This is a genomic window from Flavobacterium mekongense (assembly GCF_047038255.1).
In the GTDB taxonomy this organism is placed as follows: Bacteria; Bacteroidota; Bacteroidia; order Flavobacteriales; family Flavobacteriaceae; genus Flavobacterium; species Flavobacterium mekongense.
Genome location: NZ_CP174374.1, coordinates 1,752,848 through 1,766,940, shown reverse-complemented (window position 1 = coordinate 1,766,940; position 14,093 = coordinate 1,752,848). Strand labels below are relative to the sequence as shown.

Below are 14,093 nucleotides of genomic sequence, written 5' to 3'. Positions count from 1 at the left end.
GAAATAGAACAAAAATCCCGATTCTTTTCGAATCGGGATTTTTTATTTAATCGTTATGGGTTTCTTAGAATTGATTTTGATAATCGTGTAAGGATAACTGATACTTTCATCATTTAAATCGGCTTCTGTTGCCTTTTGGGTATCTTTTACATACACTACAATCTCTGTTGGGGTTTCCTCTACCTTGACAACTTTTACCCTATTGTATGGCTCTTTCGTTGGGCCGGAATTCAAAATGATAAAACTACTTTTCTGTGTATCTTCTTGCTTGATTTTCTTTTGCAATGTCTCGTCACCCAATAGCATCATGATTTCTTTAGGCTCGGTAAGTATTTCATAAAACTTTATATTCGCACCTCCATCATTGTTGGTTACTAAAACTTCATACAATGGTAAAGGTGCTGAAGATTTTGAAGTAGAACAAGAATACAAAACCAGTAAAGCCAGTAAGGGAATTATTTTTCGCATCGGGTTTCTTTTATGGCTTGAATATACAAATTTTCATAAAGCGGTAAGATATTTTTAATATCAAACTGCTTGGCTATATTTAAGGCATTCGCTCTGAAAGTAGCCAAAGTGTCGTCATCAACTAAAATTTTAAGCGCATTCTCAGCCATATTATCGATATCGCCAACATTGCTCAAATAGCCCGAAACACCATCAAAATTCACTTCTGGCAAACCACCGGAGTTACTGGAAATAACCGGAACACTCCAAGCCATAGCTTCTAAAGCTGCCAAACCAAAACTTTCTGTTTCCGAAGGCAATAAAAACAAATCGGAATACGACAAAATCTGATCAATTTCGTTGCTGTTTCCAAAGAAAATAACTTTATCCTGTATACCTAAGTCTTCACATAGTTGTTCCGCCTTGGCTTTTTCGGGACCATCTCCAACCATCATCAATTTGGCCGGAATTTGTTGCTGAATCTTGTAGAAAATCTTAACAACATCGGGAATGCGCTTTACCTTTCTGAAATTACTGATATGGGTAACTATTCGCTCTTCTTTTTTAGCCATAACCGAGCGTTGACAGGAAATCAAACTTTCGTTTCGAATTTTGTCTAATTCGATAAAATTCGGAATGACATGTATGTCTTTTTCAATAGGAAACAAGTTGTAGGTATCATCTTTTAAGCTTTGTGATACCGAAGTAACCACGTCTGATTTATTGATACTGAAACTCACCGCCGGTTTGTAAAAAGGATGATTCCCCACTAAGGTAATATCTGTCCCGTGTAGCGTTGTGACCATTGGAATATGAATTCCTTCATCTTTCAACATTTGCTTGGCCATATAACCGGCATAAGCATGAGGAATGGCATAATGCACGTGTAACACTTCTATTTTATACAATTTTACCATATCTACTAACTTACTGGACAAAGCCAACTCGTAGGGTTGGTAGTGAAATAGCGGATACTCCGGCACATTCACCTCGTGGTAATGCACATTCGGATTTAACAAAGCCAAACGCACCGGTTGCCGATAGGTAATAAAATGGATTTCGTGACCGCGATGGGCTAATTCGAGTCCGAGTTCTGTGGCTACAACTCCGCTGCCGCCGAAGGTAGGATAGCAAACAATGGCTATTTTCATAAACTGATTTTCTTGGTACGAATTTAGGGAAAATAGCGAAGTGAAATCGTAAAAAAGCGTTAAAGAATTAACGCACTATGATAGCGTCTTGAATAATCTTCTGGATATCTTCGCGAATGTTTTCCTTGGAAAGTTTGTTTGGCAAATTTGAATCAGGGTAAGTTCTGTTGGATAAGAAAACATAGACTATTTCTGTTTCAGGGTCGGCCCAAGCAATAGTTCCTGTAAAACCGGTATGACCAAAACTCGATTTGGAAACACAACCACAAGTTGGGCCGCTACCACTGATTTGTGGCTTATCAAATCCTAAACCTCTTCGATTGCCTTCGGTACAAAAATGACAGGTATTGAATACCTCAAAAGTTTCCGGAGAAAAGTATGAAACGCCGCCGTATTGACCTTTTTGCAAAAACAACTGCATCATTTTTGCTACATCCAAAGCATTGGAAAAAATCCCGGCATGACCAGCAACGCCACCTTCCATAGCGGCTTCCATATCATGTACATAACCTTGAATGGTGGTTTGGCGGAAATAAGTATCTTCTTCCGTTGGGGCAATCACACTTTTATCAAACTTAGTCAGCGGATTGTACAAAGTGTAATTCATTCCTAACGATTGGTAGAAATTCTCGTAAGTGAGTTGGTCCAACGATTTCCCGGTTTTCTTTTCTAAGAATTGTTTCAGAATAATAAAAGTAAAATCGCTGTACTTGTATTCTTTTTTGTCGAGTAACGGACTGTCGATAATTTGTTTCATGATGCTGTCGTGGTAATCATCTCTTAGAAACAAACTGTCACAAACTCTCTTGCTGAATCCGGGAAGGGCGGTTTTTCGATAATAGCGGTCCAACGGTTTTTTATCGGCGCCAACAGTGGCTTTGTAAAACGGAATCCACGCTTGTAATTGTCCGTAATGTGACAACAATGTCTTAAAAGTTATACCCGCTTTATTTGACCCTTGAAAACTCGGCAACATTTCACCTAATGTAGTTTCAAGATTCACTTTTTTACGATCGTACAACTGCATTACATTGGGTAAAGTGGCTACCATTTTGGTTAAAGAGGCTACGTCGTACAAATCGGTGTTCTTGACCTTTATCTTTCCGTCATAGGTTTGATGGCCAAACGATTTTTGATAAATGACTTTACCTTTGCGTGCGACTAAAATTTGCATACCCGGCGCCATTTTTCCGTCGATGGCTTTGTTGGCTAATTTTTCAATTTGATTGAGTTTTTCCGAACTCATGCCCATATTTTCCGGTGTAGAAAATCCTAAGCGATTAAGCTTATCAGTAGCTAATCCGTGTCCGACTTTATAATCATCATTTATCGACACTGATAACTTTCCTTTGGATTCAATCGCTCCAAAAATCAATTCGGCAGAAACTTCCTGAGCTATTTCGGCATTTTGATAGGAAACAATAATCCCTTCAATGGCATCAAAGTTCTGAATTTTAGATAAGGTGTAAGGTTTCGTAAAACAATCCAAAATCACTTTCTTTTGGGCCGCAATTTTATCAATAAGCTGTAGCTCTGTTTCCGTAAACTCATAGGATTTCCACCAGGTTTTATCAGACTTGTGATATCCGATAATAACGGTTTCGAAATTGCCTAATTTGACCAAAAGAGAATCAGCATTAACATCCGCCACTTCGGTAACATCAGTATATTTCTTCAAAGTTGACACAAATGAACTGTTGTGGTCTTCGCCCAATTTAACATAGGCAATTTTTTGATTTAAATTGCGAATCGGTAAAACAGCTTCATTTTTTACCACTGTTACAGCGTTTTCGTAAAGTTCGTACTGTAATGAAAGATTGGATTTCGGATTCAACTCGTTGTACAAGTTGATTTCCTCAACCGGCTCATAACGGTTTAAACCGGCTTTAAACTTGTAGCGCAAAATCTTTTTAACCGATTCGGCCAAACGATTCTCAGTAACCAATCCTTGTTGAAAAGCAACTCTGATTTTATCAACTGCTAAGGGCACATTTTCGGCAAACAGTAAAATGTCGTTTCCGGCCATAAAGGCTTCTAAATCAATATCGCCGGGCTTTTTAAAATTACTGGCGCCTTTCATATTCAAGGCATCGGTAAAAATTAACCCTTCGAAACCCATTTCGTTTTTCAACAAATTGGTCACCACCGGTTGCGAAATGGACGTCGGATATCCTTCACGAGGCTCTAAACTCGGCACATTCAAATGGGCCACCATTACAGACACTAAACCTTCATCGAACATGCGTTTGTAAGGATAGAGTTCAACTTTTTCAATGTGTTCGGCAGAAGCATTAACAACTGGCAAAGTATGGTGCGAATCTGTAGCGGTATCTCCATGACCCGGAAAATGTTTACCTGTGGCGAAAATGCCTTGGCTCTGTGTTCCGCTCATTAAAGCAATGGCATGTTCGGCAACGCTGACTTTATTTTCTCCAAAGGAACGAAAACCGATAATCGGATTTTTGGGATTCGTATTGATGTCCAAAACAGGCGCAAAATTAAAGTGTACACCCATTCTTTTGCTTTCTTTGGCCATGGCTACGCCAACTTTTTCCACCAACTTCAAATCTTTGATGGCACCTAAAGTCATATTGAACGGATAACGGAAAGTCGAATCTAATCGCATGCTCATACCCCATTCGGCATCAATCCCAACAAACAAAGGTACTTTGGCTAACGATTGGTATTGGTTGGTTAAACGCGCTTGTCTTCTCGGACCACCTTGAAAGAAAATTACACCTCCGATTTTATAATCGCGAACCAATCTTTTAATGGCATTGGTATGAACAGAATCTTTATTAGAATAGGCGGCAACCATAAACAATTGCCCGACCTTTTCTTCAAAAGACATTTGATTATAGATACTGTCAACCCATTGGTTTTCTGCTAAGGTTTCCGGGAAATAGTTCTTGCGTTCCGATTTGATGTGCGGAATGTATATTTCTTCCTCTTCAGCAATGCCGGCTTTGTTCAGGGTCACAACCGATTTTTTGTCTTTGGTAGTCGAACAATTCGTCACCAAAAACAACAAAGCGCTGAATACTGCTATTCTGAACAAAAACTGCTTCATGAAAAAAGGGAATTAAAAGAAACGACTATGCCAACTTTCGGCAGCGGGAACTTCCCAGCTTTCGTTGAATTCTTCGATGGTATTGACCAAATTATTAAACACAATGGTATTGGCGGTAACCGCTTTTTCTTTGGCCATTCGCTTGAAGTCGATTAAAGATTTGTGTGCGATATGCTCTCCGTTTTTGAAGGTCACATTCATTTTATCCAACAAATCAACTTGGTATTTTTGTTCCAAACTTTGGATAAACGAAACCGAAGCATCTATAGAACAACCGGTAGCTTGTTGTACTTGCTGGTTCACCGCAATAATGATGAAACGGTTGTATTTTAGCAAATAGGAAGCTTCTAAACCGGTCCCGTGAGCCGACCAATTTTCGAGGAATGCTTTTAAATCGCTCTCAATTTCAGCCATTTCGTCATCGGAAAATTTGCGATTGGATTGGTAAATCCAAATGCGTGATTCTTCGGGTAAACTATCAAAGGGAACGTACATGGAACTCAGAATTTTAAATTTAATGGATTATAAATCTTGTGCGTTAGCTATCAACTCGGCTACATCCATCACTTTTACGTTGCCTTCTTGCTCTTTGGCTTTTACACCATCGGTCATCATGGTATTGCAAAACGGACAACCTGCCGCTATGATTTCGGCTTTGGTTTCCAAAGCATCTTCGGTTCTTTCCACGTTAATGTCTTTATTCCCGTTTTCAGGTTCTTTAAACATTTGGGCCCCACCGGCACCACAACACAAACCATTGGCACGAGAGCGTTTCATTTCGACTAACTCAGCATCTAATTTCTGAATCAAATCTCTTGGTGCTTCATACACATTGTTGGCGCGTCCCAAATAACAAGGGTCGTGGAAGGTAATTTTTTTGCCTTTAAATTGACCGCCTTCAATGGTTAAGCGTCCTGAATCTAATAATTGTTTTAAAAATTCGGTATGATGAACCACTTCATAGGTTCCTCCCAATTCGGGATATTCGTTTTTTAAAGTATTAAAACAATGCGGACAAGCCGTAACGATTTTTTTGGCTTCATAAGCATTGAGCACTTCGATATTCATCATGGCTTGCATTTGAAACAAAAACTCGTTTCCGGCGCGTTTGGCCGGATCACCGTTGCAACTTTCTTCTGTTCCTAAAACGGCAAACTCCACGTTGGCGCGATTTAAAATACGCACGAAAGCCTTGGTGATTTTCTTGGCTCTGTCGTCAAAACTTCCGGCACAACCTACCCAAAACAATACTTCGGGTTGTTTGCCTTGAGCCATCATTTCTGCCATAGTCGGCACGTTTAATACTTCTGACATAATCAATATTAGATTTAAGATATCAGATATTAAATATTTTAAAATTTAATGTCTGATATTTGATATTTGATATTACTCGTGGTGCTCGTCGTCGAACACTTGTATGGTTACTTCTTTTTCGACTAAATCGGTAAATTTACCTCTGTAACGCGTGGCTTTCACCAAGTGATTGTCAATCCAGTGGTAATTACCGCCGCGTGGTTTACCGAACAGGATTCCGTGGTATTTGAAACCGTGTTGTTTTAACCAACGTTCGGTGTAATCTCTGTGCGCTTCGGTTCTGGATGTGAAGAAGAAAATAATATGTCCTTCATCATACCATTTGTTCAAGGTAATTAAAGCATCCGGATAAACTTCAGCAGTTAGCATTCTTTCCGGTTCTTCATTTGGGATATCATCGCAAATCGTGCCGTCGATATCGATTAAATAATTCTTGATTCCTTCCGGTAAAATCGGACTTAAATGTTGGCCATTCTCTGTGATGCTTTGTAATTTTTTTTCGATGTCTTCCGCTTTCATTGGGTTACTTTTTATAGTTATCAGATACATTCGACAAATTCCCAAGCCTCACAATTATGAGAATTTATCCTTTTTTTATGGTTAATTTTCGTCTTTCCAGTTCAAGCGATCCATTTGATTGTATTGCCATGGAGCGCCGTTGTTTTCAATATTGGTCATCATGGCATTCAAGGATTGAGGCGCAGCGCTTTGCTCCATTACCAAATACCTTCTCATGTCCATAATAATGGATAACGGACTGATATTTACCGGACATTCCTCCACACAAGCGTTGCAGGAAGTACAAGCCCAAAGTTCTTCAGTAGTAATGTAATCTTTCAATAACGATTTGCCATCCGGTACAAAAACCCCTTGGTTAGCGTCCATATTTCTTCCTACTTCTTCCAAACGATCACGAGTGTCCATCATAATTTTTCGCGGTGATAGTTTCTTCCCGGTTTGGTTGGCCGGACAAGAAGAGGTACAACGACCGCACTCCGTACAGGTATAAGCATTAAGCAATTGAACCCAATTCAAATCTTGCACGTCCGAAGCTCCGAATTTACTTGGCACAGCATTTTCATCCACCGGTTGAGCGGCAAACGGATCGGCATTCGGATCCATCATTAATTTTACTTCTTTGGTTACGCTTTCCAAGTTGTCGAATTTCCCTTTCGCATTTAAATCAGCGAAATAAGTATTTGGGAAAGCCAATAAAATGTGTAAATGTTTAGAGTAGTACAAATAATTGAGAAATATTAAAATCCCCACAATATGCAACCACCAAGCCGTTCGTTCGATAATAGTAACCGCTTCTAAGGAAAAAGTATCAGGCGAAGGCGTTAAAAATTGTGAGATGATATTACCGGAATTCATATCCTGAAAATGCAAATCGAATGCGTTCATGATTAAGAATAACGACATCAAAACTACTTCGAAATACAAGATGGTATTGGCATCTTTTTTGGGAGCACCATTCAAATCAGAACTTTTGAATCGGCCTATACTAAGTACATTTCTTCTAATCCAAAAAGCCGCTACAGCGACCAAAACCAATACTGCTAATACTTCAAAAGAGCCAATCAGAAAACCATAAAATCCGCCCATAAAAGAAAACACTCTATGTGTTCCGAACAAACCGTCGATTATGATTTCAAGTACTTCTAAATTGATGATGATAAAGCCAACATAAACGATTAAGTGTAAAAATGCCGCTATCGGTCTTTTTACCATTTTGGATTGACCAAGCGCAATCATAGCCATATTTTTCCATCGAGCCGAACTATTGTCGGTACGATTAACGTCGCGACCCAGATTAATGTTGCGTTTGAGCTTTTTTACATTTCGGGCAAAAAATCCAATTCCTGCAACCAAAATCAGAGCAAAAAGTATGTTGTCGATGTAAAGCATAAGATAGTGTTTTACTTGGTAATAGTATCGTTAACCGGCGCTTTATAAGGCTTGTTTTTCTTACCGAAAAGCGAAACATTGATATAGCGGGTTGGGTTTAATCGTAAATCTTGCAAGAGCAATTCTAACTCTTTAGAACTCTTAGCGAAATTGTTGTACAAAGCTTCATCTTTGGCTAATTTGCCTAAAGTTCCTTTCCCGGATTGCATATCGGCCATTAGCTTGTCTACGCTGGCCAATGTTTTTTCGAGATTTTTAACTGTTTGGGCGATATTGGCTTTGGCTAAAGAATCGGACATTTTAGTCAAATTGGCCGACGTCTTCTCGAAATTAGCCATCGTGCTGTTGATTTTCCCTTTGTTTTCTGCCAACATACCGTTTACTGTAGCAGAAGCTTCTTTAAACTCGGCTAAAGTCTCGTTTAGGTTTTCTAAACTACCTCGAAGATTTTGTTTGGTTTTATCGTCTAATACCTGATTGATGTTGACCAACATCGTATTCGCATTTTCCAAAACCTTATCTAATTTTTCTTTGATAGGTTTAATTTGATTTGAGACTTCTTCCGTCAATCCCAATTTGTTGGCCGACTTTAAAAAATCACCGGAAACGGCTATTTCTTGGGTTTGTGTATTCGGTAAGATGGCAATTTGTTTACCGCCGATAGGTCCGGGAGCATACAATTCGGCTATACTGTTTTTAGGTATTTTATAATCGCCATTGATTTGAAGCTCTACTAAGGAAGTCCAATCGTCTTGTAGTTCAATTGAATTTACTTTTCCGACTGTCAAGCCGTTGATAGTAACCGGTGCAGCAGAAACCAAACCGTCAACATTCGTATATTTAACGTAGTATTTATTGTAACTTGACAATAAATCTCTTCCTTTCAAGAAACTGTATCCCCAAATAAACAATAAAATAGAGGCAATAACTAGAATGGCTGTTTTAATTTCTCTGGTAATTTTCAAAGCTTATTTTTTTTTTGGCAAAGTTAAAATAAAATACTAAAACTCCTTATTATTATTGTTTTAAAGCTTCTTGCACAGACACTTTTTTACCATTTTTAAAAGCAATTACAAAAGCCGAAGTATATCCTTTGGCTTTAGCTTCGGCTAACAACCTTTTGGCTTCCTCATAACTCGATGTTTCGCCGTACATATATTTGTATAATGTACCTTCGTTGGAAACGGAAATATTGTTTAATCCTTTGAAATTACTCGGAATAGGCTCCAGTTTAGTACCACTAGCTGACAATTGCACTTTGAAAGTAGCAACACCGGTATTGGCTACAACGGGTTTTGGTTCAACTTTAGGTTCAGTCTTTTTTACCTCAGGAGTTTTGGTGTTTTTGGTTACGGCAGGAGAATCAACTATTTTGATGTTCTCTACTTTTTGAGAAGGCTTTATAGTAGTATCTCCTTCACCGGTTCCGTAAAATTCCTTCTTATATTTGACAATAGCATTAGCAATGGCTTCGGCAATGGCTTGCTGACCTTGTTCAGAATCCAATCGACTGCCTTCTTCGGGATTTGAAATAAACCCCATTTCGATTAAAACTCTAGGCATGTATGCCTTGTGCAAAACCATAAAAGGAGCTTGTTTTACACCACGACTTTTAGATCCGGCTTTCATAAAAAACTCTTGTACATTTCCGGCCAAGGCAATACTGCCTTCCATGAATTCTTCTTGTTGCACCACCAATCCTATAAAGGTTTCAGGAGATTTAGGGTCAAAACCTTGGTATTTTTGTTTGTAATCTTTCTCCATCGTAATTACCTCATTCTCCTTTTTAGCAGCTTCTAAGTTGGACGCATTTTTGGACAAACCCATCACATAAGTCTCCGAACCACAGGCGGCTGTATTTTTGTTGGCGTTACAATGAATGGATACGAAAATATTGGCATCGGCTCTGTTGGCAATATTGGCACGTTCAATCAAATCGATAAATACATCTGTTTTGCGCGTATAAATTACGTCAATCCCTGGGTTTTTCTCCAAAATTTTCCCCACTTTAAGCACTACTGCCAAGGCGATATTTTTTTCGATATGTCCGTGGTATACAGCTCCGAAGTCGTGATCACCGTGACCGGCATCAAGCGCTACTTTGAATCTCTCACCCGATTGGGCTACTGATAAGTTAGAAATAAAAAATAAAATTGCCCCTACAACTACGCTGAATCCTTTCATTGGTTTTATCAATTTCAAATATTGTATTAGAATTATTTTATGGCTGAAGTTTTTCCGTCAGAAACCATTACTATAAAAGCATCTGAAAACCCGCTTTTTTTGGCTTCTTGACATAACTTTTTAGCTTCGTTCAAATCGGAAACACTGCCATAGAAGTATTTATATAAGTTGTTATCAAAGGTAAATGTAATCTCTTTTAACCCTTTAAAGTCAGGCGAAGTAGCTTCTCTTTTTTTGGAAGAAGCAAAAAGCTGAATTTTGTATTTTCCGTTTTCAGACATCGGCACCGCTACCGTTTCAGGCTGTTTGTTTTCGACTACTGCTTTGGCTACTTCTTTGGTTTCTTCTTTTACTATTTTCGGACTTTTAATGATTGGCTTTTCCTCATCCTCCGTTCCGTTTTCGCTAAAATATTCTTTCTTGTAAGCTGTAATAGCTTTGGCGATTTGCTCTGCCATTTGGTCTTGGCCTTCATCAGAATTCAAATATTCTCCTTCTTCTTTGTTAGACAAAAAGCCCAATTCTATTAAAACACCGGGCATATATGCGGCATCTAAAACCCAAAGCGGCTGCTGTTTCACACCACGGGTTTTTCGGTTCAAATTTTGGGTAAAATTGTCTTGTATTATTGAAGCCAATGTGATACTACTGTTCAAGTTTTCTTCCTGCACTATTTTCAAACCGGCTAAACTTTCAGGCTTGTGCGGGTCAAATCCTTCATAAGTCTTTTTGTAGTTGTCCTCGAGCAAAATAACCGAGTTCTCCTTTTTGGCCACTTCTAAATTCATATTGCTTCGCGACAATCCCATCACAAAAGTTTCCGTACCCGCCGGTGTTTGATTGGTCACCGAGTTGCAATGTATAGATACAAATAAATCAGCATTGATTTTATTGGCCACTTTCGGACGGTTAACCAATTCAATAAAAACGTCGGTTTGACGGGTATAGACTACCTCAAAATCTTTTTGTTTCTCCAGTAAACTACCAACTTTCAGCGTAGTTTTCAAGGCTATTTCTTTCTCTACAAAGCCGTGATAGGAATTCCCCGGATCTTTTCCGCCGTGACCTGCATCCAATACCACAGTAAATTTTGCGTTTTTTTTCTGAGCGAAGGTCGCCAAAACACAAAATGACAGCAGCAATAAAAATATATTTCTGTTTGTAAACAAAAGCATTAAATCTAAAAGTTAATTTTAATTAAAACCGAAAGGTTATAAAATCATTATTTCCTTATTTTTGACCGAAAATATTGTTTAAGTTTGCCACGTCAAAAACCAAGCCATACTTCTACAAAAATAGCATTAAACCTTTGCAAAGAAAGTTAATTTATATCGTTTTTTTAACAATTTTCCTAACAGTAGGAAAGCACAAAACATATTCGCAAGACGGTCCTCCAAAAAGCGGTAGCTTTCCGGCTAAAAACCAACCAGATAGCACTAAAGTAGAAATAACCGAGCTGACCAAGGTGATTGATTCCACTAAAAAAGACAGTTTGAAACCCAAAAAAGCTTTATTGGAAGATAAAATCAAAAGGAAAGCGGTTGACTATGAAAAAATCGACCAAAAAAAGAAGCAAATTACCCTATACAACAAAGCTGAAGTTTATTATCAAGATATTGAATTGAAGTCGGGTATCATTGTTATTGACTATGAAAAAGATGAAGTTTATGCCGGTAGAATTAAAGACTCAACCGGAAAATACACTCAGTTACCGGTTTTTAAACAAGGTAATAACGTAGTCGAACCCGATTCGATTCGTTTTAATTTCAAAACCAAGAAAGCTTTGGTGTGGAATTCACGTACGGATCAAGGTGAATTTAAAGTCAAAGCAGCCATCACCAAAAAAGAAAACGACTCGGTTTACTTCATGAAAGGGGCTCGTTTTACAACTTCAAAAGACATTGAAAATCCGGAATACTATTTCCAAACGAATAAAGTAAAATTAGTTCCCGGCAAAAAGGTTGTAGTAGGTTTTACCAATATGGTTATAGCCGATGTTCCAACGCCTTTGGCTTTGCCTTTTGCCTTTTTCCCTATGACCGAAAAAGCGCGTTCCGGCATCATTATGCCAACATACAACGATAGCAACACCAGGGGTTTTTCATTACAAAACGGAGGCTATTATTTTGCCTTGAGCGATTATTATGATTTGGCAATTTTAGGAGATTATTACACCAACGGAAGTTATGGCTTTCGTTTTGAATCTTCTTATGGAAAACGCTACAAGTTTAACGGAAATGTCAATGTTCGCTTTGAAAACCTCATCAACAGTGAAAGAGGTTATCCCGATTACGCCAGAAGTAATATTTACAACATTCAATGGTCGCACTCTAAAGACGGCAAATCGAATCCGAACTCGCGATTTTCAGCTTCCGTAAACTTAGGAAGTAGTACATATTTCCGTCAATCATTGAACCAAATTAACGTAGGTTCAACCTTGAACAACACCCTTAGCTCTTCCATTTCATACTCCAAAACCTTCAACTCGGTACCGCAAGTGAATTTGTCGCTAACAGCTACCCACTCGCAAAACACCAATACCGAGCAAATTAACATGACCTTGCCTACGCTGCAAATGAGTGTAGACCGCTTATTCCCTTTTGCACCTAAAGAAGGAACTAAAAAGGGCTTTTTCAAGAACATCAATTTCCAGTACAATTTGAGAGGTGAAAACCGAATCAATACCACAGATTCCCTGTTTTTCAAACCGGAAATGTTTAAAAATGCTTTGTTGGGTTTCCAACACAGCATTCCGCTGAGCACCAACTTCAAAGTTTTCAAATACTTTAGTGCTACAACCAGTATTAATTATAACGAAGTTTGGTATTTTAAGACCATTCAGAAAGAATTTGACGCTACACAAAATGCTGTGGTAAATAACGAAATTAGGGGCTTTGATGCCTTTCGTACCTATTCGTTTTCTGCCGGTATCGGAACTACTATTTACGGTACTTTTAATTTTGGCGATAAGAAAAAAATCCAGGCCATACGCCACGTGATGAGACCAAATATCTCCTACAGTTATACACCGAGTTTTTCAAAATACTACGACACTTACGATCCGGACGGTAGCGGCACTATGTTAAAAGAATATACCCGTTTTGAAGGCGGTATTTTTGGCGCTCCTGGTCAAAACATGTCCAATAACATTGGTTTCACTTTGAGCAATACTTTTGAAGCCAAAGTAACCGACAAAGATTCGACCAAGACGGAGCCGAAAAAAATCATGTTGTTAAACAACTTGAACTTTTCCACCAGTTATGACATCACAGCCGATTCCCTTCGCTGGGCACCGATGCGTGTCAGCGGTGGGACTCAAATCCTGAATCAGAAAATGAACATCAACTTTGCGGCGACTTTGGATCCGTATGCCATTAACAATTCAGGACAACGCATCAATACTTGGAATATTGACAACGGTGGCAGTTTGTTTAGAATGACCAGTGCCAACCTAACCATCAACTATGCCTTTGCAAGTTCTGATGGTGAAGGCGAAAAGAAAAACAAACAAGGAGAAAGAAATGGTGGTCGAGGTGATGATTTATTTGGTACCAATACCGACTTAAGTGATCGAAGAGACAGCCAATTTGACGATAGCGGTGGCAATGAAAATGTTGTGTCCGACTTTTTCAAGTACAAATTGCCATGGGATATGAACTTGGCTTATGCCCTAACCTATTCCAACAACCGCAGAGAACAAAAAATAACCGGAAACTCATTAATGGTTTCGATGAACACCGATTTAACACCGAAATGGAAAATCGGCGTTTCTACGGGGTACGATTTTGTGCAAAAAGGCGTGACTTTTACCCAATTCCGTTTTGAGCGCGACTTATTAAGTTGGCGCATGGATTTTAATTGGGTTCCTTTTGGCGACAATGCCTATTGGGGTTTCTTTATCGGAATTAAATCGGGTGTGTTGAGCGATATCAAGTGGGACAAACGTTCGTTACCGGATAGAACGCTGAGATAGACGTGTTGAGCGTTGCGGGTTGGGAGTTTAACCACTTGAATTTATA

11 protein-coding genes are annotated in these 14,093 nt (G+C 38.8%); 1 reads left to right on the top strand and 10 read right to left on the bottom strand.

Annotated elements, in window-relative coordinates:
• Nucleotides 1-42: 42 nt before the first annotated feature.
• The 10 genes from ACJG85_RS07595 to ACJG85_RS07550 form a co-directional block, all read right to left on the bottom strand.
• Entirely contained in the window at nt 43-468 is a 426-nt protein-coding gene (locus ACJG85_RS07595; protein ID WP_412463744.1) for a hypothetical protein, read from the bottom strand.
• Nucleotides 456-1,598, bottom strand: a complete 1,143-nt coding sequence (gene bshA / locus ACJG85_RS07590) for an N-acetyl-alpha-D-glucosaminyl L-malate synthase BshA (protein WP_412463743.1) — start codon at nt 1,596-1,598, stop codon at nt 456-458. Before bshA ends, ACJG85_RS07595 begins: the two co-directional genes overlap by 13 nt.
• Before the next feature lie 67 nt (nt 1,599-1,665).
• Nucleotides 1,666-4,668: a glycoside hydrolase family 3 N-terminal domain-containing protein gene (locus ACJG85_RS07585; protein WP_412476055.1), complete on the bottom strand. Its 3,003-nt coding sequence runs from the start codon at nt 4,666-4,668 to the stop codon at nt 1,666-1,668.
• Between the two features lie 12 nt (nt 4,669-4,680).
• Complete coding sequence (locus tag ACJG85_RS07580; protein ID WP_412476054.1) at nt 4,681-5,163, bottom strand: ABC transporter ATPase; 483 nt, start codon at nt 5,161-5,163, stop codon at nt 4,681-4,683.
• A 27-nt stretch (nt 5,164-5,190) separates the two neighbouring features.
• On the bottom strand, nt 5,191-5,982 hold the full coding sequence (locus ACJG85_RS07575; protein ID WP_412476053.1) for a (Fe-S)-binding protein: 792 nt from the start codon (nt 5,980-5,982) through the stop codon (nt 5,191-5,193).
• Between the two features lie 72 nt (nt 5,983-6,054).
• Nucleotides 6,055-6,501 (bottom strand): LNS2 domain-containing protein, encoded by a 447-nt coding sequence (locus ACJG85_RS07570; protein ID WP_409677363.1) that lies wholly within the window; start codon nt 6,499-6,501, stop codon nt 6,055-6,057.
• 81 nt (nt 6,502-6,582) lie between these two features.
• A complete protein-coding gene (locus ACJG85_RS07565) occupies nt 6,583-7,890 on the bottom strand; it encodes a 4Fe-4S dicluster domain-containing protein (protein ID WP_412476052.1) in 1,308 nt (435 codons plus the stop codon).
• Between the two features lie 11 nt (nt 7,891-7,901).
• Nucleotides 7,902-8,855: an MlaD family protein gene (locus ACJG85_RS07560; RefSeq protein WP_409677367.1), complete on the bottom strand. Its 954-nt coding sequence runs from the start codon at nt 8,853-8,855 to the stop codon at nt 7,902-7,904.
• 52 nt (nt 8,856-8,907) lie between these two features.
• Complete coding sequence (locus ACJG85_RS07555) at nt 8,908-10,074, bottom strand: N-acetylmuramoyl-L-alanine amidase (protein WP_409677369.1); 1,167 nt, start codon at nt 10,072-10,074, stop codon at nt 8,908-8,910.
• Nucleotides 10,075-10,106: 32 nt separating this feature from the next.
• On the bottom strand, nt 10,107-11,249 hold the full coding sequence (locus ACJG85_RS07550; RefSeq protein ID WP_412476051.1) for an N-acetylmuramoyl-L-alanine amidase: 1,143 nt from the start codon (nt 11,247-11,249) through the stop codon (nt 10,107-10,109).
• Between the two features lie 134 nt (nt 11,250-11,383).
• On the opposite strand from ACJG85_RS07550, the gene ACJG85_RS07545 reads away from it, so the two are divergent.
• Nucleotides 11,384-14,047, top strand: coding sequence for a putative LPS assembly protein LptD (locus ACJG85_RS07545; RefSeq protein WP_412463737.1), 2,664 nt, complete (start codon nt 11,384-11,386; stop codon nt 14,045-14,047).
• Nucleotides 14,048-14,093: the final 46 nt, after the last annotated feature.